Below are 19655 nucleotides of genomic sequence, written 5' to 3' on the forward strand. Positions count from 1 at the left end.
TTTCACCCGCCGGCAGGCGCATGGGCATACCGGTTTGGTTGACCGCCGGGGCATGGCATATGCTTCTCATGCCTCCGGCGGGGCCGGATGGGAGCAAGTCCGCCTGAACTTGCGATGTGCAATGATGGCGGGGCCGCCCTCATCGTCTAGCGGCCCAGGACGCCGCCCTTTCAAGGCGGTAGCACGGGTTCGAATCCCGTTGGGGGCACGGTCCGGCTCAGGCCGGATGCAACATCAGCTAGGTCCTGTGGAGCAGTTGGAGTGCTCGCCGCCCTGTCAAGGCGGAGGTCGCGGGTTCAAGTCCCGTCAGGACCGCAAGCGCTGACGCCGCGCCCATCATGCGCGGCGTTCTGCGTATCGGCACGTGCGGTAGCATGAGCCGAGCACCACGGCCAGGTAGCTCAGTTGGTACGAGCGTCCGACTGAAAATCGGAAGGTCGGCGGTTCGACCCCGCCCCTGGCCACATAGCCTTTCGCCGGGCTACAGAGGTCCCCACCTGCGGAAACGCTGGTGGGGATCTTGCTGTTGGTATCCGGCTGCATCGGTCGCCGTTGCCCGTGGTTGACCGCGCATGGCTCGTGATCACCGCCACTTATCGCACGCAGATCGCACGCCGCCCCGCTTCTGCCGCCATCCCGTCGCCCGCTTCCGGCTTCGGGGACTCGGCCTCGTTGTCGATCAAACGTAGGCTTGCAGGCATGAAGCGCCCGCGTCTCCGAATGACGCAGCTCGTAGGGCTCCTGCTCCTGCTTGCATCGGGTGTCGGGGTGTGGCTGGGCTGGCCCGAGAAGATCACGTCGCTACTCCTTGTCGCCGGGGGACTGGTGGCTCATGGTCCGACTGCCATTGCCGCTTGGCGGGAAAGGGAGGCCAAGCCGCCGAAGTCTGCGGAAGAGGTTCTGAGGTGGTACCCGAAGTGGTGGGCCTGACCGCCTCCCGCCTCTGCTGCCATGCCGTCACCCTGGCTGAGCAGCGGTCTAACGAGGTGGGGCGGGCGGGACTCGAACCCGCGACCGAGGGATTATGAGATCAAATTGCCCGCCCCGCCGACCTGGGCACATGTGGGCCTAGCAGCGGAAACACCTCTCGACATCTCATACCACTCCCCAGCCGTCCGTCGACCTCTTGCGGACCATATGCGGACCGTGCGCGGTCAGGAGACGGGCAGAGATGACCGCAGGATCTGCCCTACCCCTGATGCTTGGCAGACTGACCACGTGACGGATGAGCGCGGCCTAGACGAACCCGACACCGACCAGCCGCCCCGGACACCAACTCTGAAAGTCGCGAGGCAGTTGGCAAAGGAGTTGGCCGGCGTCGCGACTGTGGAGGTCGATCGCGTCAAGGGCGGGATATCGGTGAGCATCACGCCGAGTAACCCCGATGCCCGTGCCTTCGGATGGACGGACTTCTCCGATGAGCTCATCCTGGGGGTCGGTGACTACGGCGGCCGATGGGAACTGGAAGCCGGCCCTGAAGATGTCGCCCTGCTCGAAGACATCGCCCGCTCAGTGATCGCCGGCAGGGTCCGGGAGGTGTTCGCTGCGGGCCGCTCGGCCGTCTCGGTCACGCTCGCTAATGGATCAGTGGAGACCGAGATCGGAGGCGAAGTGCCGGCTGGCTGCTTGCCGCTACCCTTCTGGCGGCGTTGGTCCCGCAGCGTCCAGTACGCCCCCTACAGGTAACCCGGTGTGAGCGTCAGTTTGGAAGAGCGCGCTCGACCGGCCGTGATGCCCGAAACGCCTGCGGGCGGCGACCGGCCCGGTTGCGTCTCGTGCCCGCTCGTGCCCGCTGCGCGCCACGGCTACTGGCCCACGGATGGCCCGGCGGATTCTCGGCCGTCCTTCCCTTGACCGCTCGCATGATCCATCCTGGGGTCTCCATTCATGATCCTCGGACGGACGGGGCCTCGCGGCGCGCCGCAGCCGGAGCATCCGAGCGGCGAAGAGAAGGTAGGGCGTGCCATGACCGGTCAGCTGTCTGAGAATCAGCGAAGATACAGCCCTCTGGCGATCGTGGCCTGCTGCATGGGCCTGGTTCCGCTGCTGTACATCAGCGCGGGCTATGCCGAGCTGATAGACCTGGATCTCCGACTTCTAATCCCTGTGCTGCTGCTCGGCGGATGCGCGGTTGCCGTAGGCGCAGTGGGACTGAAGCAGATCAAGACGGCTGGCCAACGTGGTCGCGGTCTGGCGATTGCCGCGTGCGTGGCTGGCACAGCCGTATTTGCGACCCAGGCCTTCACCTTCGTGTATCTGATGGTGGTGGGCTTTTCGCCTGCCGGCTGCGCCCCGCCCGACCCCTGCTGGTGAGTCGTGAACGTCGGCACCTTGGCTTCAGCGAACGTCGATGTTGCTGATCGGCAACGCTAGCGGATCTCCTCTCTCGCCGGGCTACAGCAACGCCGACCAGCGGAAACGCCGGTCGGCGCTTTGCTTTCTCCCCCAAAAGCCCGTCTGCCCGGTCTGACGCTCGTTGACCCCGGAATCCCGCTGATGACCGCTCCTTGTTGCACGTGGATTGCACGACGGAGCGCGCTGTGGGTAGGACAGCCGGGCCGTCATACTATGGCCCGCCTCACACGAGCCCTTCGCCGCGCTGTTGCAGCCACCCGGTCAAGGCCACCGCTACAGCGTCCATCTGGTCGGCGGTGACCGCCTGGCCTTCCGGCTGTCCCAGAAGCCCGAACACATTCGGTCCGCGTCGGTCGGCTGGCAGAACAGCCGGCCGCGGGATCACGTGGAAGTGGACGTGACCGAAGCCCTCTGCCTCCGCGAACTGCACGACGTACGTTTTGGCGCAGCCTGTCACGGCTTGCAGCGCTCGCGACAGGCGGACCTGCCAGTAGCCCAACCCGGCGGCCTCGGCATCAGTCAGGTCAGCAATGGTGAGCACGTGACGGTGCGGAACGAGCACGAGCCAGCCTGGTAGCCCGGTACCTACTGCGTGCGCCGCACGCCAGTGCTCATCGGCCGCAATCCGCTCACGCGGTGGCAGCTCGTCAAACCGGATGGTGTTCTCACAGGTGAAACATCCTGGCTTGATCACCACCGGGGCAGTAGACCTCTTGCCGTCGCTTTCTTCAACCCCGCCGTTAGTGGATCTCCTCGTCGGCGGCGGCCTGGACGGGCCTTGGGGTTAGAAGAAGATCGCGGATGGCTGGTCAGGCCACCGCGCCCCTGCTCAGTGGTTGTCGGGCGTCGTCGGCCACTGCCGCCGTCCTCCTTGGCTGTACCGATGGCTGTACGCCGATCGGTGCTGGCCATCGTCCATAGCCTCGGCTCGGCCCGGACTGTCGGGCCCGCTGCAGGAGGTCAGTTGGATCGTCGGCCAGTCGAGATCGACCCGGTGATGGGATGCGCTGTTATCGTGCGGCCCATGCCACGAGTGGCCCGGCTGTCCATCGGACCGATGCTGGCGGCCGGCTGTAGCGCGCTGCTCGCCGTCGGGCAGCCGTGGCTCGGCAGCCGTACCCGGGTCCTTGACTGGCATGCCTGCTTCTGCGATCCAGGCGGCGATCAGTCCAGCTTGTTCATCACTACGTTCATCACCTGGTTCCAGATCATGGCAGTCCTGGTCGGCGCGATGGTCGGACGGCTCGCGGTGCCTCGATCGCCTGGCCCAGGCCGGGCAGCGACAACGGTGGCGCTGACCCTGGCGGCGGCGGTGGGCGCACTGGTCGGCATTCCTGTGGCTGTCAGGGAGGTGGCGATTGGGCGGCCACCGCCATACACCGGACTAACCGTCGCCTCGGTACGTGAGGCCGCCGTCGTCGGGCTCGCACTCGGCACCGTGGCAACGTTCGGAGCGCTCTGGTCTGCCAGGGCGGCCGTCGGCGCCACCCTCAGCTGGGCGTGGCTGTGGCTGGTCGGGCTGGCGTCAACGTCGCACAGCGGCGGGTACACGGCCGCGCTGGGCATGCTCTACGGCTACAGCGGTCAGGGCAGCGTCGCGCTCCTAGCTGACATCGTTCCGCTGGCAGTCATGGCGGCGATCACCGCCGGCACCGCGTGGTGGGGGACACGCCGTGGTGGGCCCAGGTTCGCGGGGATGTACGCCGCGATGCTCGGGCCATCGCTCGTGCTCGCCGCCTACCTCAGCTCGGGCTTTCCCAACGACAACACTGGAGGCATCCAGAACGCGTTCGCCCTGATGCTCATCACGATGATGGCCGCTGCGGGCGGAGCTGCCGCGGGGTCCTGGCGCGGTCCCTGTCGCCATCGATTTCTTGACCCTCTGATCATCATTCTGGCGATCGCCGGCATCCTCAGCGCCGCGGGGGTTGGCGTCGCGCCGGTCGAGTTCGGCCCTGCTCCCTTCAGCAATCCCGTGACCGGAACCCTTGTCGTGGCAGCACTCCTCACGCTGCCCTTCCTTCCTGGCGTCGTCGACTCAGCGGCCGCCAGTCGTCGAGAGCAAGCTACCTACTCTCCGCATCCTTGAAGCGGATCTCCTCGTCGGGCAGTCGCCAGACCGTCCAGCCCTTGTGGTGCCCGGCGAGGTGAGCCGCGGGCGGCCTCGGCGATGCTGTCCAGAGCTGTCCGCATTCCGGCTCGGATCCCTGGTTCTACGCCTGCCGCTGTCCTCGCCGGTCTGTGGGCGTCCAGCACGGTTGCTGTCAGCCGTTGCTGTCAGGGGCGGTCACCGGCATCCTGACGCAAGCTTCATGAAAGATCGTGGGCCAGGGCGTGCAACGCCTCTGAAACAGATCGCGTTGTGGTAGGTGTGACCCCCTCAGAAGAGCAGGCCTTCACGGAGTTCGTGCAGGTCCACGGTGATCGGCTGCTGCGGTTTGCGCGGCTGCTCGTGCCAGACGCCGGCGAGGCCGAGGATATCTTGCAGACTGCTTTGCTACGGCTGACCAGACACTGGTCGAGGCAGCTGGACGCCCCGGGTGCATATGTTCGAGCCGCGCTCGTCAATCTCGCGAAGGACCGGGGTCGGCGTAGGCATCTCGTTCCTGTCCCCATGGAGGCCGACCGGGGCCTACTGAGCGTTGGGTCGGATCATGCTGAGGCGATCGCGGCCCGAACGCAACTCGACCAGATTCTTGCTGCGCTTCCTCCGAGACAGCGCGTCACGGTCGTGCTGCGCGTCATCGATGGTCTGAGCGAGGCCGAGACGGCTGCGATCATGGAGTGCTCGCCGGGAACCGTCAAGAGCAACCTCGCCCGCGGACTGCAGAAGGTCCGTGCCGCTCTGGCGCTCACCCCCACCTCTGTAGAGGAGACGGCGCGATGAACACCATTCTTCCTACATCCGAACCAGCTGCCGAGGAACTGCGTAGGCTGGCAGCGGCGGCTGAGCCGGCTCTGCGCGCCCGCCCCGACCTGGCCCGGACGGTCCTGAACCTCGCCCGCCACCAGCGACGCAGACGGCGGCTGGGCAGAGCCGCGGCAAGCGTGGGCGGCGGCTTCGTGGTCCTGACCACGCTGGCGGCGGCTACCCTGCTCGGTCGGGCCGAGTACTTCACTGTCCCTCAACCCAGCCAGAACATGGAATCCACCGTGCGCGTGGGTGAACGCGTCGTTTTCAGCAAGAAATTACTGCCCGCCCGAGGCGATGTCGTGGTCGTGAAACTCGCAGAGAATGGTCACGAGTACGACTCCATCATGCGGGTGGTGGCCCTCCCCGGTGACACCATTGGTTGCCCTGCTGAGGTGACCGGCCAGTGCGAGGCAATTGTCGTCAACGGGGTAACCGTGCCCGAGGATTACCTCGGGACGACGGTCACCGACCCGTTCCCCACCAGCACGGTGCCGGCTCACATGGTCTTCCTTCTCGGTGACAACCGACCGCAGGCGAACGACTCCCGCTACATCGGCCCGGTCAAACTAACGGAAGTGACCGGGGTCGCCGTACACATCAAGGACAGCGAAGGACGGACTCGGGCCGTTCCGGGTGCCCCAGCCCACGACGGACCCGGCAACCGCGACAACGTCGACCCAGCAGGACCGGTACCACCCCCGGGAGTTTCGGAAACGCGATAAGCAGAACGCTGATCGCTCCATATCGCCGCTGAGAGCGCCCTCCCCCCACCGCCGACGTACGCCTCTGTGATCGCCGGAACTGGCGCGGCTGCCGTAGCGTCAATGGCATGACGACGGTTGCGGTATCTCTCGTGGCGTTCGTGGTGTTGGTCGTCGCGGTCGTTGTCTTCGTGAGCTGGCGAGACCGGAATCGGCTCTCGTCGAATGAGGATTCGACTGCGGTCCGTCAGGCCACCATCGACCAGCATCGGCACGAGGCAGAGCGTCATCTCGCGTCGAGCATGGCGGCGAGCCATCACATGCCCACCAGCACGTGAGCGAGCGGTGCGCTTCCCCGTCGCGAAGCTCTGAAGGGTCGAACGGGTGAAGGCAAGCCGAGGCGCTAACTTTCCGGCGTGAGCTACGACGTGTTCGTTCAGCGGTTCGAGCAGGGCGATGCCGCCCCGATGGCGGGTGACGTGTTCCTGGCCGTCTTTGAGCCCTGCGTCGATCGTCGGGAACCTCAAAACAGCTACTGGCACATCACCGCCGACGACAGCGGCATAGCAGGGTCTGTGCCTCGGCGTCGGTCAGGTCGGCGATGGTGAGCACATGACGGCGCGGAACGAGCACGAGCCAGCCCGGTACCTACCGCGTGCGCCGCACGCCACTGCTCGTCGGCCGCAACCCGGTCCTCGGTCCTCAACTGCGGAAACAAGCCTGGCTTGCATGTCATACCGTCGATGGCATGACGACAGTGGTGGTATCTCTCGTGGCGTTCGTGATGCTGCTGGTCGCGGCGTTCGTCTTCGTCGGCTGGCGAGACCGACACCGGCTCTCGTCGCCGGAGGATTCGGCTGCGGCCCGTGACGCGAGATCTGAGCAGGAGCGGGCTGCAGTGGAGCGCCATGGCCTGCAGGGTCACAGAATCCGGCGCGACCAGACGGGCAACGGCATGTGAGCAGTCCACAGTCGGCAGAGCCCTCTCCACCTGTCGGGAAGCGGGCTCCCGCAAAGCTGCGCAGCGAGGCATCAGCCGGTATGGTCCGGGCCTATGGGACAGGGGATGGCCGATCCGGATGAGGTCCGCCAGGAATTCGACCGCTTCTCCCTCCGCAGCGAACTCCTCGCCCCAGCCTCCGCCGAGCGGGCGTTCGCCGTCTTCACCGGGTCGCTGACCGACTGGTGGGTACGCGAATACACCTGGTCCGGTCCGGAGGCGCTGGCCGAGCTGGGGATCGAGCCCCGGGCCGGCGGCATGCTCTACGAGATCGGCCCGTACGGCTTCCGAGGAGACTGGGGCCGGGTGCTGGTCTGGGACCCGCCGCGCCGGCTCGTCTTCACCTGGCAGATCGGGCCGGACCGGGTGCCGGTGCCGGATCCGGCGCAGGCCAGCGAGGTCGAGGTGGTCTTCCTGGCCGAGGGGCCGGCGCGGACCCGGGTCGAGGTCGAGCATCGATCCTTCGACCGGCACGGCGCGGCCGCCGAGGGCTACCGCGAGGCCCTCACCGCCGGCTGGCAGGAACTACTCTGCCGCTATCTCGGCACGGTCGCGCGTACCCCGGCCTGAGCGACGCCGGAGCAGGGGTCACCGGCCGATGCCCCGGGCCGCAGCCGCCGCTCCGGTCACACCGGTGCCGCCCAGGTGGGCCCGGCGGCCGGCCTCCGCGCCGGAGCTGAAGCCGGTCCCGGCGAGCCGGCGGCGCGGCGCGGTGCGCAGCCGCGGGTACACCTCGGCGAGCCGGCGTTGGACGCGGTCGGAGCGGTCGGCCAGCACGAGCGCCATCGAGGGCGCCGCCGCCTCGGCGACCGCGCCGGCCTCGGCCGTGCGCAGCCGTTCCGCCACCGTGTGGGCGAACCCGGCCAGCCAGGTACGCCGGAACGCGGCCGGATGCTCCCCGCCCGGTACGGAGGCGCCGGCGAGCCCGTGCGCGGCCTGTACGAGCAGCGACGTGAACAGCAGCTCGACCCGTTCCAGGTCGCTGGCGAAGCCGAACAGGTGCATCGCGAAGCCGTTGCCCTGCCGGCGGCGTACGCAGCGGCAGCGCAGCGGGTCGGCGACCGCGGCGAGCAGGCCGGCCTTGTCCCGGGCGTACGGGGCGACCACCTCGACCACCCGGTCGCCGACCGGGTCGGTGGCCGGATCGCGGGCGGCCAGCAGCGCCCGGTCGACGCCGTAGCGGGCGATCAGCTCGGTCGCCTTGGCCATGAACGCCGCCGACTCGGCGGGCGTGCAGGCCGGATCCTCGGCCTGGGCGAGCAGCTTACGGACCTTGCTCAGCATCGCCTCGGACATGCACCAGAGCTATCACAACGCTCGTCCCGCCACGCCGGGCGCCGCGCGGTCAGCGGGCCCGGCTGCGCAGTGTCGCCACCGTCGACCCGGCGAGGGTGAGCAGGCAGTCCGGCAGCAGCCCGTCGGCCATCGCGGCGCCGAAGAGCGCCTCCCCGGTGTCGGCGTCGTCGTTGGCGTACGCGCTGACGAAGCGGGCCACCCAGCGGGTGTCGTAGTCGGCCTGGTCGATGTCGGGAAAGTCCAGCGCGCAGCCGCCGGCCGGGGTGTCGTCGCCGACCATGGTGGCGGCCAGGCACCACGCCACCCCGTACGCCCCGGCCAGGCCGGAGCGGTCCACCACGGCATCGAAGGTGCCCACCACCGCGTCACCGTCGCCCGCCAGGGCTGAGCGGAGCACGGCGGTCGCGTCGTCCAGCGTCTGCTGTGCTTCGTCGGTCACCTGCCGAACAGTAGGACGGAGGGTCAAGCGGTGACCCGGAACAGCCCGGCCATCACGGTGAGTGATATTCACAGTCGGGGTGACGACGGAGCGCCCTCCACGGTCCCGCCGCCCGCGTCGGCACGCTAGTGTGCGCAGCGGACCTTCGCCGGAGGAAGGACGACAATGCTCGTATCACGCGCGTCGCGTGCGGCCATCGCTGCGGCCAGCGCGGCGCTCCTGCTCGCTACCAGCGCCTGCGGGAGCGCCCAGCCCGAGGAGGCGGACACCGACACCCAGGTGCGCCTCTACGGCACCGACGGCAACATGGCGAACTCGTTCGCCGAAAAACTGGAGGATCGCGCCAGCCTGGTCAACGGCATGAAGGGCACGATGCCGATGACGCCGTTGCAGGAGAGCTTCAAGGAACGACTCCGTAGCGTAGATCCAAAGTTGGAGGACTACACCTACGCCGGCGAGACGTACGACGCGGTGGTGATCAGCGCCCTGGCCGCGCAGCTCGCCGGCACCACCGAGCCGGCCGCCATCGCCAAGCAGATCGTCGGGGTGACCACCGACGGTGAGCGCTGCGAGGATGCGGCGACCTGCCTGCAGTTGGCCCGGCAGGGGCGGGACATCGAGTACCGCGGGGTGTCGGTGACCCGGTCCGGGTTCACCGACGCCGGAGAGCCGTCCTCGGCCAGCTACGCCACCGTGCACTTCGATCATGAAAAGCTCGACGACGGCAAGACCGAGTTCGTCGGCGCCGGTGAGGAGTCGGCGGCGAGCACTGAAACACCGCCCCCGGCAAAGAAGCAACGTGCCGGCGACAAGGCCCCGGACGCCCCACTGGTCCTCGGCGGGCTGCTGCCGATGACCGGTGACCTGGCGCTGCTCTACCCGTCGATGGGGGCCGCCGCCGCGCTCGCGATCAAGGAGATCAACGCCGCCGGCGGGGTGCTCGGCAAGCCCGCCGCCTGGATCGAAGGCGACGACGGCACCAACCCGGCGGTCGCCAAGGCCACGGTCGCCGCGCACGTGCGGAAGGGCGTGCACGTCATCATCGGCGCGGGCGCCTCGGGCGTCACCCGCGCCGTCCTGCCGGACGTGGTCGCCGCCGGCCGGGTGCTCTTCTCCCCGTCCAACACCGACGCCGGGCTCAGCACGGTCGACGACAAGGGGCTCTACTTCCGCACCGCACCCCCGGACACCCTCCAGGGCCGTGCGCTGGCCGATGTGATCGTGCGCGACGGGCCGCGCAAGATCGCCATCGTGGCCCGTAAGGACTCCTACGGCGAGGGCCTCCAGGAGAACGTCCGCGCCGAGCTGGAACGGGTCGGCATCGGCGCCGACCGGGTCAAGCTGCTGACGTACGAGCCGCCGGCCGACCCGGAGACGCCGGTGGACTTCTCCGCCGGTGCCAAGGAGATAAAGGACTACGGGGCGGACGCCGTACTCATCATCGGTTTCGCCGAGTCCGCGCACGTGATCACCGCGCTGGCCGACGGCGGAGCGCAGATCCGGCAGTGAACCGACGGCGAGGGCCGCACCGGGCGAACCGGTGCGGCCCTCGCCGTTTGTCGGCCCGGTCAGCGGGACCGGCGCCGCTCCAGGAACTCGGTCATCCGCCGGTGCTTCTCCTCGTCCTCGAAGAGCACCGCCTGGCTGAGCAGGTCGAGCTGGGGGTGGGCGGCGGGTGGGGCGTCCACGGCCAGTTTGGTCAGGCGCAGCGCCAGCGCCGAACCCTTCGCGATCTCGTCGAGCAGGCCGTGCGCGGTGGGCAACAGCTCCGCCGGCTCAGCCACCACCCGGTTGACCAGGCCGATCCGCAGCGCCTCCTCGGCGTCCACCCGGCGGCCGGTGAAGAGCAGCTCCTTGGCCCGGGCCTCCCCGATCAGCGCCGGCAGCCGATAGGTCGCCCCGGCGCCGGCCAGGATGCCCAACCGCACCTCGGGCTGCCCGAACACCGCACGCGCCGTGCACACCCGCAGGTCGCAGGCGTACGCCAGCTCGGCACCGCCGCCCAACGCCGGGCCGTCCACCGCGGCCACGGTCGGCATCGGCAGCGCCCGGATGCGGGCGAAGGCGGCCTGGTTGATGGCGGCCAGGGCGTCCAGCCGGCCGCGCTCGCGGAGCTGGCCGATGTCCGCCCCGCCGGCGAAGATGCCCTCCGTCCCGCCGGTGAGCAGCAGCAGCCGGGGCCGCGCCTCCAGCTCGGCGCAGACGGCGTGCAGCTCGGCGATCAGGTCGGCGTCGATGGCGTTGCGCCGCTCCGGCCGGTCCAGCGTGACCACCAGCCGGTCCGGCAGTTCCTCGATCCGCAGCCCGGTCATGCTGCGCCGCCTTTCGTTCGCGACTGCGGGGCTCGCAAACCCGGCTCACTCCTCGCGCTCACTGCTTCCGCCCGTCCTGCCAGGTGTAGAAGCCCTGGCCGGACTTCTTGCCCAGCTTCCCGGCGGCCACCATCTCCACCAGGAGCGGAGGTGGCGCGAACCGGTCCCCGTACGCGGCCTGGAGGGTGCGGGCGATGTCGAGGCGGACGTCCAGCCCGACGAGGTCGGTCAGCTCCAGCGGGCCGACCGGGTGCCGGTAGCCGAGCACCATCGCCTTGTCGATGTCGGCGGGGCTGGCCACCCCGTCGGCGACCATCCGGATCGCCTCCAGCCCGAGGGTGACCCCGAGCCGCGAGGTGGCGAAGCCGGGCATGTCCCGTACGACGACAGGGTCCTTGCCCAGCCGCCCGGTGAGCGCGACGGCCGCTTCGGTGGTCTCCGGCGCGGTGGCCGGGCCGACCACGATCTCCAGCAGCGCCATCGCCCAGACCGGGTTGAAGAAGTGCAGCCCGAGGAAGTCCGCAGGCCGGTCGAGGCCCTCGGCCAGCGCCGCGATCGGAATGCTGGAGGTGTTGCTGCCCAGCAGGGCGGGACGCCGCCCCTCGGCCTCCCGGAGCACCGCCCGCTTGAGGTCGAGGCGCTCGGGGACCGCCTCCACGATCACGTCCGGGCCCTCGGCGACCTCGGCGAGCCCGGCCCGCAGGACGACCCGCTCGCGGTTCGCCGCCGCCTCCCCGGCGGTCAGCTTGCCGCGCTGCACCCCGCGCTCCCACAGCTCGCCGAGCCGCCGCACGGCGGCGTCGCCGCGCGCCGGGTCAACCTCGACCAGCTCGACCGCGTAGCCGGCGCCGGCCGCCACGTACGCGATGCCGAGGCCCATCGTGCCGCCCCCGACGACCACAAAACGACCACTCATGACGTCCCCTCGCCGCGCGCGGTGACGTGCGGGGTCTCCGCCGCGCCGGGCCGCCCGCTCCGCTCGTTCATGGGTGCGACCCTATGCAGGGCCGGGTCGGGCGGCGTGCGTGGGGGCGTGCCGGACCGGGTACTGACGGCAGACGCTGAGGGAAAGGACGGGCATGAGCCAGGAACCGGAGATCGCGGAGCACCGCGAGACCGTGGAGACCCGCGGCGACGAACGGGTGGACCTGCTCCGCGCGGACACCAACAACGACGGGAAGACCGACGTGTGGGTGGTGGACACCGACGGCGACGGAAAACCGGACCTGTTCCAGTTCGACACGGACGGTGACGGCAAGGTGGACATCACCATGGTCGACATCGACGAGGACGGCAACCCGGACGAGGTGGTCGACGGCGACGGCGGCCTCCCGCCGGACCAGCACTCCCCGACCGTCCAGGTGTGACGCGTACGGCGCGGGTCCCGGGGCCGCTCCCGGGGCCCGGCGGCCGTAATTCGGCCTCCGCGCCGCCAGGCGGCGCTCCGGACCGAATGAAGGCCGGCGCTCAGGCCAGTTTCAGCGTGGCCAGGTAGTACGGGCGGTCCCGTTCGTCCACGTCGGCCAGTCGCCACGGCGAGCCGTGCACCAGCTGGGCCAGTTCGTCGACCGAGCACACCAGATAGTCGAACCACTCGGTGCCGAGCAGCCGGTAGCGCAGCCGCAGCCGGAGCTGGCCGCCGAGCCGGCCCCGCTGCCGGTTGCGCTCGTGGTAGCCGGTGTGCAACGGGTCCGTGGTGCCGTACGGGTCGGTGCCGTGGGCGATCACCTGCGCGCCGGGGCGGGCCAGCGCGGCGAGCGCGGCCAGGAATCCGGGGGCCCGCTCTCGTCCCTCGATCAGCCCGAGGTTGTTGCCGAGCAGCAGGAAGGTGTCGTAACGCCGGCCGTCGGCCGCGTGCCGGTCGACGGTGCCGTGCACCAGGTCCCGTACGCCCCGGGCCTGGCAGACCCGCAGCGCACCGGCCGAGGTGTCCAGGCCGGTGACCGGCACTCCGCGCTGCTGGAGGTGCAGCGCGATCCGGCCGCCGCCGACGCCGACATCCAGCACGTTCCCGCGTACCCGCTCCACGGCCCGGTGGTCGTGCGGCTGCCACGCCTCCGGCGGGTCCAGGTAGTGCCCGGCGGGGGCCCCGTTGACCAGGCCGTCGTCCCGCTCGATGATCTCGATGACCGGCCGGGGCAGCCGCCCGCCGGCCAGCGGCCGGGGTCCGACCCCGGTGGCGACGGCGTACGCGTCGCGGATCATCTCGCCGAACACGTCGCCGACAGTGGGTTCCCCGGTCACGACGATCACGCTAACCGGGCTCGGCAGAGCTGTCGCGGCCGTATCCTGAGCGGCGTGACCGACCTGGACCGCCTGGCGGCGGAGAAGTACCTCCTGCTGACAACCTTCCGCAAGGACGGGCGGGCGGTGCCGACGCCGGTCTGGGCGGTGCGGGACGGCGAGGCGCTGGCGGTGTGGACCGTGTCGGACTCCGGCAAGGTCAAGCGGATCCGGCGTGACGGCCGGGTAGCGGTGGCCCCGTGCGACGTGCGCGGGCGGCCGCACGGCGAGTCGGTGCCGGGGCACGCATCGCTCTGCGACCTGGCCGGAACCCGGCGCATCCGGGGCCTGCTGAAGCAGAAGTACCGGCTGATCGGCCGGCTGAGCCTGCTGGGCAGCCGGCTGCGCCGGGGCGAGAGCGGCACGGTGGGGCTGCGGATCGTGCTCGACGAGTGAACCCCGGACACGACAAAGGGCGGCGGATCGTCGCTCTCGCGTACGTCCAGCCGCCCCTGATCGGAACGCCTCAGCAGCGTCCGGCTCGTCAGTCCCCCTGACGCTGCTGGGGGATCTGCCCCTGCAGCAGGGCCCGAACCTCGGACTCACGGTAGCGACGGTGGCCGCCCAGGGTACGGATAGCGCTGAGCTTGCCAGCTTTGGCCCACCGGGTCACCGTCTTCGGGTCGACACGGAACATCGACGCCACCTCGGCCGGTGTGAGTAGCGGCTCTGGTTCGTGCGTTCGCGATGCCATCGGGGTCACTCCTCCACATGTAGAGACATCGGCCGGGGTCCCGCCGGCCGACGCGCCTCCCATGGTCCGGCTAGTCCCCGATGTCCGACATGGGCCGAACGGCTGAAGGTCCCTAGACGGACGGATGAACCATGCCCGATTTTTACGACTTTTATGCCGCAGAAGCTACCATATTCGGACTCATGATCACGGTTCGTGATGCGTAAACTACGAGACACTCTCGCATCAGCACGCCCTCACTCGGGCAATTCGGGCTAGTTGCACCGCTCCAGCAACTGCACCGCCCGCCACCGGGCGACCAGCTTGTCGTACGCCGCCGAAGCCTCCTCGGCCTCGCCCCGGGAGAGCCCGGCCAGCCCGGCCGCGACGAGCTCGGTCGAATCGTCTGCCGCCAGGGTCTCGTCCGGCAGCAGCTGCACCAGGCCGCCGTAGTCCAGCTCCACCACCGAGCGCGGGTGGAACTCCTCCAGCCAGCGGGCTGCCTCCTCGACCGCCTCGGTGATCGGGGCCTCCCCGACCGACTTGCGCAGCACCGACAACGCCCGGGACGACCGGCGACGCGCCTTCGAGATCTCCGTCCGGTAGCGCAGCGCGCGCCGCTCCGGTTCGGTCACCAGCTGCCGCTCCTGCCGGTCGAAGAGCACGAACCAGCGCAGCGGCACCCCCCAGGTGGCGATCTGTTCGTGCACCCGGGGCACCCCGTGCTCGAGCACCCGTGCCCCGCTGCGCCAGTCCTCCACCACCGCCTTGGCCTGGCCGGCCAGGGTCGGCGGGACGAACGCGTCGGCCAGCACCGACGGCACTCCGTCCCGGGCGCTCAGCGCCGCCTCCGCCACCCGGATCCGCAGGTTCCACGGGCAGACCAGCAGGGTGTCATCGGTCTCCAGCACGTACGCCTCGTCCGGCAGGTCCGGCAACCGGGTCCAGCCCGCGCCGAGCGCCTCGATCACCGCGGTCCGCTGCCGGACCGGCCCCTCCAGCGGCGCGACGGCACGGCCCTCGCTGACGTACCGGCGCCAGAACGACTGGCGGTCCCGGTCGAAGGCGGTCAGCGGCTCGTACACGCGCAGGTAAGAAGCGAAGAGCGACGGCACGGCGCGATCCTCCCACGAGTCGGGACCCGTACCTAGCCGGCGTGGCGTGGGGACGTGGCGTGCGCGACAGTACGGCTCCGGCCGATATTAGGCTCAGCAGCACCGGCACCATCCCCCGCCGGCGTGCCACCAGGTCCGCACCCCACAAGGGCGCACACCGACACAGGAGTCAGCCATGGGCGTATTCGTCAACACCGACGACCCCGGATCCACCGGTCACGAACAGGTCGTGTTCTGCCAGGACAGGCAGTCCGGCCTCAAGGCGATCATCGGGATCTACTCCACCGCGCTGGGCCCCGCGCTCGGCGGAACCCGCTTCTACCCGTACGCCAGCGAGGACGAGGCCCTCGCCGACGTGCTCGACCTTTCCCGCGGCATGGCGTACAAGAACGCCCTGGCCGGGCTCGACCTCGGCGGCGGCAAGGCAGTCATCTGGGGCGACCCGGAGCAGATCAAGAGCGAGCCGCTGCTGCGCGCGTACGGCCGCTTCGTGGAGTCCCTGGGCGGGCGCTACTACACCGCCTGCGACGTCGGCACCTACGTGGCCGACATGGACGTGATCGCCCGGGAGACGCGGTACGTCACCGGCCGCAGCGTGGAGCACGGCGGCGCCGGCGACTCGTCGATCCTGACCGCCTGGGGCGTCTTCCAGGGCATGCGGGCCGCTGCCGAGCACGTCTGGGGTGCCCCGACGCTGTCCGGCCGGCGGGTCGGCGTGGCCGGCCTGGGCAAGGTCGGCAAGTACCTGACCGGCCACCTGCTGGAGGACGGGGCCGAGGTCGTGGCGACCGACGTCAACCCGAAGGCCCTGGAGTGGGTGCGCGCCACCCACCCGCAGGTCGAACTGGTCGACGACGCCGCCGCGCTGGTCGCCTCCGACATCGACGTGTACGCACCGTGCGCCCTCGGCGGCGCCCTCAACGACGACACGGTGCCGGTGCTGCGGGCCAAGGTGGTCACCGGCGCGGCGAACAACCAGCTCGCCCACTCGGGCATCGAGAAGGTCCTCGCCGACCGGGGCATCCTCTACACCCCCGACTACGTGGTGAACGCCGGCGGCGTCATCCAGGTCGCCGACGAGATCGAGGGCTTCAACTTCGAGCGGGCGAAGCTCCGGGCCACCCGGATCTACGACACCACCCGGGAGATCCTGCGGCTCGCCGACGACGAGGGCGTACCGCCCGCGGTGGCCGCGGACCGGCTCGCCGAGCGGCGGATGGCCGAGGTCGGCCGGCTCCGCACGATCCGCCTGAGCTGAACATCACGCCGGGGGCGGACACCGCCTCCGCCCCCGGCTCACGCGGCGGCTCGATCCAGCATTAAGCTGGAAATTGGGGCGTTTCGTGCTGGTTTGACCGCTGTCACGGCCGCTCCCGCCTGTCACCCCTTACCGGGTACACTTTGTGACGGCCGGATCACTGCGACGCGCAGGGCCGGCTGACGGTAACCCGAGGTGCCGAACGGTGGCATCCCCATGTACCGTAAGAGCCACGAGAGATGCCTGACGTCATCGGGGCCCGCCTTCGGGCTGCCCCGCATTCTGTGCGAGGGGGTCGAGCCATGGGGCGCGGCCGTGCTAAGGCCAAGCAGACAAAGGTGGCCCGGGAGTTGAAGTACCACTCCCCGAACACCGACCTCGCCGCCTTGCAGCGAGAACTCGGCGGCAGCGGCAAGTCGGACCGCGACTTCGACGACGACTACAAAGAGTATGTCGACGACGATGACGAGGACCACGCGGACGAGGACCCGGACACCTGGGCCCGTCCGACCCGCTGACCTCCGGTCACATCTGAGCACGCGGTAAGCCCCGCGTGCTCACGCATGTGCTCTGCGGAAGCCGGCGTACGACCGACGGTCAGGGACCTGCCGCACCGGGGACAGCCCCACGCACCAGCAGGTCCCTGATCGCGGACTCATGCCGTCAGCGGGGCCGGTTGTTCCAGTTGTAGAACGTCGGGATGTTCTCGAAGTGGTTCCACGCGCACACCGCGCTGGCACCGTCGCCGCCCGACACCTCCGCCCGTAACAGCCGCGCGGCCTCTGCCTCGTGGAGCAGCGCGGTCAGCCCCACGGCGGCTTCCCGCACCCGGTCGGCGACCAGGTCCGGGTCGGCTCCCCCGACGCGCTCAGGCTGCCGATGACTGGTGGTCTCGGGCATGCTCCAACACTCCCTCCAGTAGGCGGATCTTGCTGTTGCGGCAGTGCTCGGTCTCCGTACCGTCGAAACGCCCCTGCTCGAAGTAGCGGTTGGCGGCGTGCCCACCACCGCAGAACCCGAAGTAGGGGCAGGACGACCGGCAGGCCTCGACGCCGGCGAGGAACTCCGTCACCCAAGGGGTCCGCCCCGCCCCGGCCAGGATCTCGGCCAGCGGGGTGGTCAGCACGTTACCGCTGCTGAAGTCGCCGTATCGGGCGTCGGTGAAGCCGGCCAGTTCCGGGGAGAGCACGACCACCGAGCCGTCGTGGGCGACGGTGGGGATCGGATCGAGCTGGCGGGGCAGAACTTCGTCCGCCGTGCCGGCCAGGACCGCCCCGGCGTATCGCAGTGACCACTCCACCTCCCGCAGGTGGATCCGGGGATCCCGGCGCCACGCGCCGACCAGCTCCGCCCAGAACCCGGTCACCGCGTCGGCGTCCCGGGCGTTGGTCCGGGTGTTGACCCCCTCGGTCTCCTCGATGTTGACGCCGAGCACGTCGCAGCCGAGGTCGAGGAAGTAGTCGTAGAGCTCGGTGGCGAGGCCGGGGCCGGGCTGGGACACCACGGCCAGGGCCGAGAAGGGCAGCCCGTGCCGGCGCAGCGCCCCCACCCCGGCCAGGATCCGGTCGTACGCCGGCCGGCCGCCGCGGGTCACCCGCTCCGCGTTGCGCTCCCGCGGCCCGTCCACGCTCACGCTGACCCGGACGCCGTGCTCGGCGAAGAACGCGCACCAGGCGTCGTCGATCAGCGTGGCGTTGGTCTGGACGTGGTGCTCCACCTCGGGCGCGAACGGGGCGAGCAGGGCCGCCAGGTGCTCCCGGCCGGCCGCGAGGGGCTCCCCGCCGTGCCACACGACGGAGAACCGCTCCGTCGCCGCCCACGGGTTCACCGACGCCGCCACCGCCTCGGCGACCGCGACCGGCATCCGCCGGTCCGCCGCCCGCATCGGCAGGTAGCAGTAGGCGCAGTCGAGGTTGCACAGCGTGGTCGGCTGCATCACCACGTACGAGGGGACGGCGGCGATGCCCCGCATCCCGGTGTGCGTACGAGTAGCCATCAACCCTCCCCCGCCTAGCCCGAAGCGCCCTTCAGGCTAGGCGGCGGTGGCCACTCGGGTGAACCCCCGATCAGGTGCCCGGATGATCAACAGAACGTGATCATCCTCGGGTGTGGTGACCGATCATCTGCACGTTGCCGGAGCCCTCGATGATCTCGCCCGCCTGCCAGGCGTCGACGCCGCGGCCGGTCAGGGTCGCCAGCGCTCGATCGGCGTCCTCGGCGGAGACGATGGCGAACATGCCGACGCCCATGTTGAACGTCGCCTCCATTTCCGGGTCCTCGATCCGGCCCTTGGACTGGATCAGGTCGAAAACCGGCTGCGGCTTCCACGTGGAGCGGTTGACCACCGCGTCGACGTGCTCCGGCAGGATCCGGACCAGGTTGCCCGGGATGCCGCCGCCGGTCACGTGGGCCAGCGCCCGCACCTCGGCCTCGGCGATCAGCTTGAGGCAGTCCTGCGCGTAGATCTTGGTCGGGGTGAGCAGCTCCTCGCCGAGGGTCCGCTGGCGGCCGAAGTCGTCGATCACCACGTCCAAACGCATCCGGCCGGCGCCGAGCAGCACGTGCCGGACCAACGAGTAGCCGTTGGAGTGCAGGCCGGAGGAGCGCATCGCGATCACGACGTCGCCCACCTCCACCCGCTCGGAGCTGAGGATCTCGCTCTCCTCCACCACGCCGACGCCGGTGGCGGAGATGTCGTACTCGTCGGGACGCAGCACGCCCGGGTGCTCCGCCGTCTCGCCGCCGAGCAGCGCGCAGCCCGCGTACCGGCAGCCGTCGGCGATGCCCGCGCCGATCTCGGCGACCTTGTCCGGGACGACCTCGCCGGTGGCGATGTAGTCGAGCAGGAAGAGCGGCTCGGCGCCGCAGGCGACCAGGTCGTCGACGACCATCGCGACCAGATCGATGCCGACCGTGTCGTGGATGTCGAGCTGCTGGGCGATCACCAGCTTGGTGCCCACGCCGTCCGTCGAGGAGGCGAGGATCGGGTTCTTGTACTTCTTCGTGTCCAGCCGGAACAGGCCCGCGAAGCCGCCCAGGTCACCCATGACCTCCGGGCGCCGGGTCTGCTTGACCTTGGACTTGAGCAGCTCGACCGCGCGGTCGCCCGCCTCGATCGACACCCCGGCGTCGGCGTACGAGACCGAGCGCTTCCGCGTCGTACGGTTGGTGCCGGCCGTCCAGGGCTGGCGGTCGCCGCCGGCACCCGTCGGGCTGATTCCTGCGCCGCTGCGCTCGGACACGTGCGTCACGGTTCTCCCCTTTGTGGTTCTCGCGGGGCCGCACCTGCGGTGGCCCGACCCCGCGTCG

The 19655-nt window shown here is 70.1% G+C and carries 25 protein-coding genes and 3 tRNA genes; 17 read left to right on the forward strand and 11 right to left on the reverse strand.

The annotated features are described in order from the left end of the window. Window positions 1–135: 135 nt before the first annotated feature. The 5 genes from ACNAVT_RS10235 (at window position 136) to ACNAVT_RS10255 (ending at window position 2313) form a co-directional block, all read left to right on the forward strand. A tRNA-Glu gene (locus tag ACNAVT_RS10235) sits at window positions 136–208 on the forward strand. Window positions 209–241: 33 nt separating this feature from the next. Continuing rightward, window positions 242–315, forward strand: a tRNA-Asp gene (locus tag ACNAVT_RS10240). Window positions 316–390: 75 nt separating this feature from the next. Continuing rightward, a tRNA-Phe gene (locus ACNAVT_RS10245) sits at window positions 391–464 on the forward strand. A gap of 754 nt (window positions 465–1218) precedes the next feature. Then, window positions 1219–1686 carry a hypothetical protein gene (locus ACNAVT_RS10250; protein ID WP_416295022.1) on the forward strand — a complete coding sequence of 156 codons (468 nt, stop codon included), beginning with the start codon at window positions 1219–1221 and terminating at the stop codon, window positions 1684–1686. A gap of 279 nt (window positions 1687–1965) precedes the next feature. Beyond that, complete coding sequence (locus tag ACNAVT_RS10255; RefSeq protein ID WP_416295024.1) at window positions 1966–2313, forward strand: DUF4190 domain-containing protein; 348 nt, start codon at window positions 1966–1968, stop codon at window positions 2311–2313. Window positions 2314–2578: 265 nt separating this feature from the next. Here the strand turns inward: ACNAVT_RS10255 and ACNAVT_RS10260 are convergent, their stop codons facing one another. Continuing rightward, entirely contained in the window at window positions 2579–3052 is a 474-nt protein-coding gene (locus tag ACNAVT_RS10260; protein ID WP_416295026.1) for an HIT family protein, read from the reverse strand. A gap of 267 nt (window positions 3053–3319) precedes the next feature. Between ACNAVT_RS10260 and ACNAVT_RS10265 the strand changes: the two genes are divergently transcribed. The 7 genes from ACNAVT_RS10265 to ACNAVT_RS10295 all read left to right on the forward strand — a co-directional run bounded on the left by ACNAVT_RS10265 (window position 3320) and on the right by ACNAVT_RS10295 (window position 7540). Next, window positions 3320–4444 carry a hypothetical protein gene (locus ACNAVT_RS10265; RefSeq protein WP_416295027.1) on the forward strand — a complete coding sequence of 375 codons (1125 nt, stop codon included), beginning with the start codon at window positions 3320–3322 and terminating at the stop codon, window positions 4442–4444. 282 nt (window positions 4445–4726) lie between these two features. Then, complete coding sequence (locus ACNAVT_RS10270; protein WP_416295028.1) at window positions 4727–5242, forward strand: SigE family RNA polymerase sigma factor; 516 nt, start codon at window positions 4727–4729, stop codon at window positions 5240–5242. Next, window positions 5239–5991, forward strand: coding sequence for a signal peptidase I (lepB, locus tag ACNAVT_RS10275; protein ID WP_416295030.1), 753 nt, complete (start codon window positions 5239–5241; stop codon window positions 5989–5991). The genes ACNAVT_RS10270 and lepB overlap by 4 nt, the downstream gene beginning before the upstream one ends. 107 nt (window positions 5992–6098) lie before the next feature. Continuing rightward, window positions 6099–6308, forward strand: a complete 210-nt coding sequence (locus tag ACNAVT_RS10280; protein WP_416295031.1) for a hypothetical protein — start codon at window positions 6099–6101, stop codon at window positions 6306–6308. Window positions 6309–6386: 78 nt separating this feature from the next. Next, window positions 6387–6578 (forward strand): hypothetical protein, encoded by a 192-nt coding sequence (locus ACNAVT_RS10285; protein ID WP_416295032.1) that lies wholly within the window; start codon window positions 6387–6389, stop codon window positions 6576–6578. Between the two features lie 140 nt (window positions 6579–6718). Beyond that, window positions 6719–6931: a hypothetical protein gene (locus tag ACNAVT_RS10290; protein WP_416295034.1), complete on the forward strand. Its 213-nt coding sequence runs from the start codon at window positions 6719–6721 to the stop codon at window positions 6929–6931. Window positions 6932–7024: 93 nt separating this feature from the next. Further along, window positions 7025–7540, forward strand: a complete 516-nt coding sequence (locus ACNAVT_RS10295) for an SRPBCC family protein (RefSeq protein WP_416295036.1) — start codon at window positions 7025–7027, stop codon at window positions 7538–7540. A gap of 18 nt (window positions 7541–7558) precedes the next feature. Here the strand turns inward: ACNAVT_RS10295 and ACNAVT_RS10300 are convergent, their stop codons facing one another. Beyond that, window positions 7559–8266 carry a DUF2786 domain-containing protein gene (locus ACNAVT_RS10300; RefSeq protein ID WP_416295038.1) on the reverse strand — a complete coding sequence of 236 codons (708 nt, stop codon included), beginning with the start codon at window positions 8264–8266 and terminating at the stop codon, window positions 7559–7561. Between the two features lie 49 nt (window positions 8267–8315). Continuing rightward, window positions 8316–8705, reverse strand: coding sequence for a hypothetical protein (locus ACNAVT_RS10305; protein WP_416295040.1), 390 nt, complete (start codon window positions 8703–8705; stop codon window positions 8316–8318). Window positions 8706–8870: 165 nt separating this feature from the next. Here ACNAVT_RS10305 and ACNAVT_RS10310 point away from each other — a divergent pair, with 165 nt between their 5' ends. Then, window positions 8871–10214, forward strand: a complete 1344-nt coding sequence (locus ACNAVT_RS10310) for an ABC transporter substrate-binding protein (protein ID WP_416295042.1) — start codon at window positions 8871–8873, stop codon at window positions 10212–10214. Window positions 10215–10273: 59 nt separating this feature from the next. Here the strand turns inward: ACNAVT_RS10310 and ACNAVT_RS10315 are convergent, their stop codons facing one another. Together ACNAVT_RS10315 and ACNAVT_RS10320 are read right to left on the reverse strand one after the other, a co-directional pair. Continuing rightward, window positions 10274–11017 (reverse strand): enoyl-CoA hydratase/isomerase family protein, encoded by a 744-nt coding sequence (locus ACNAVT_RS10315; RefSeq protein WP_416295044.1) that lies wholly within the window; start codon window positions 11015–11017, stop codon window positions 10274–10276. 58 nt (window positions 11018–11075) lie between these two features. After that, on the reverse strand, window positions 11076–11933 hold the full coding sequence (locus ACNAVT_RS10320) for a 3-hydroxyacyl-CoA dehydrogenase family protein (RefSeq protein WP_416295045.1): 858 nt from the start codon (window positions 11931–11933) through the stop codon (window positions 11076–11078). Window positions 11934–12096: 163 nt separating this feature from the next. Here ACNAVT_RS10320 and ACNAVT_RS10325 point away from each other — a divergent pair, with 163 nt between their 5' ends. Next, a complete protein-coding gene (locus ACNAVT_RS10325) occupies window positions 12097–12384 on the forward strand; it encodes a hypothetical protein (protein WP_416295047.1) in 288 nt (95 codons plus the stop codon). A 100-nt stretch (window positions 12385–12484) separates the two neighbouring features. Here the strand turns inward: ACNAVT_RS10325 and ACNAVT_RS10330 are convergent, their stop codons facing one another. Beyond that, window positions 12485–13261: a class I SAM-dependent methyltransferase gene (locus tag ACNAVT_RS10330; protein WP_416295048.1), complete on the reverse strand. Its 777-nt coding sequence runs from the start codon at window positions 13259–13261 to the stop codon at window positions 12485–12487. A gap of 54 nt (window positions 13262–13315) precedes the next feature. Here ACNAVT_RS10330 and ACNAVT_RS10335 point away from each other — a divergent pair, with 54 nt between their 5' ends. Then, window positions 13316–13696, forward strand: coding sequence for a PPOX class F420-dependent oxidoreductase (locus ACNAVT_RS10335; RefSeq protein WP_416295049.1), 381 nt, complete (start codon window positions 13316–13318; stop codon window positions 13694–13696). 88 nt (window positions 13697–13784) lie between these two features. Here the strand turns inward: ACNAVT_RS10335 and ACNAVT_RS10340 are convergent, their stop codons facing one another. Both ACNAVT_RS10340 and ACNAVT_RS10345 read right to left on the reverse strand, forming a co-directional pair. Continuing rightward, window positions 13785–13994, reverse strand: a complete 210-nt coding sequence (locus tag ACNAVT_RS10340; RefSeq protein ID WP_007073996.1) for a BldC family transcriptional regulator — start codon at window positions 13992–13994, stop codon at window positions 13785–13787. A gap of 254 nt (window positions 13995–14248) precedes the next feature. Further along, on the reverse strand, window positions 14249–15088 hold the full coding sequence (locus ACNAVT_RS10345; protein ID WP_416295050.1) for a hypothetical protein: 840 nt from the start codon (window positions 15086–15088) through the stop codon (window positions 14249–14251). A gap of 175 nt (window positions 15089–15263) precedes the next feature. Here ACNAVT_RS10345 and ACNAVT_RS10350 point away from each other — a divergent pair, with 175 nt between their 5' ends. Both ACNAVT_RS10350 and ACNAVT_RS10355 read left to right on the forward strand, forming a co-directional pair. Further along, window positions 15264–16346, forward strand: coding sequence for a Glu/Leu/Phe/Val family dehydrogenase (locus ACNAVT_RS10350; protein ID WP_416295051.1), 1083 nt, complete (start codon window positions 15264–15266; stop codon window positions 16344–16346). A gap of 302 nt (window positions 16347–16648) precedes the next feature. After that, entirely contained in the window at window positions 16649–16864 is a 216-nt protein-coding gene (locus ACNAVT_RS10355; protein WP_416295052.1) for a DUF3073 domain-containing protein, read from the forward strand. A 145-nt stretch (window positions 16865–17009) separates the two neighbouring features. Here ACNAVT_RS10355 and amcA read toward each other — a convergent pair whose 3' ends face one another. The 3 genes from amcA to purM form a co-directional block, all read right to left on the reverse strand. Then, window positions 17010–17246: a multiple cyclophane-containing RiPP AmcA gene (gene amcA / locus ACNAVT_RS10360; RefSeq protein WP_416295053.1), complete on the reverse strand. Its 237-nt coding sequence runs from the start codon at window positions 17244–17246 to the stop codon at window positions 17010–17012. Beyond that, on the reverse strand, window positions 17215–18318 hold the full coding sequence (gene amcB / locus ACNAVT_RS10365) for a cyclophane-forming radical SAM peptide maturase AmcB (protein WP_416295199.1): 1104 nt from the start codon (window positions 18316–18318) through the stop codon (window positions 17215–17217). The genes amcA and amcB overlap by 32 nt, the downstream gene beginning before the upstream one ends. A gap of 124 nt (window positions 18319–18442) precedes the next feature. After that, window positions 18443–19597, reverse strand: a complete 1155-nt coding sequence (gene purM, locus ACNAVT_RS10370; protein ID WP_416295054.1) for a phosphoribosylformylglycinamidine cyclo-ligase — start codon at window positions 19595–19597, stop codon at window positions 18443–18445. Between the last annotated feature and the right edge of the window lie 58 nt (window positions 19598–19655).

Source organism: Micromonospora sp. SL4-19, assembly GCF_047921475.1.
In the GTDB taxonomy this organism is placed as follows: domain Bacteria; phylum Actinomycetota; class Actinomycetes; order Mycobacteriales; family Micromonosporaceae; genus Micromonospora.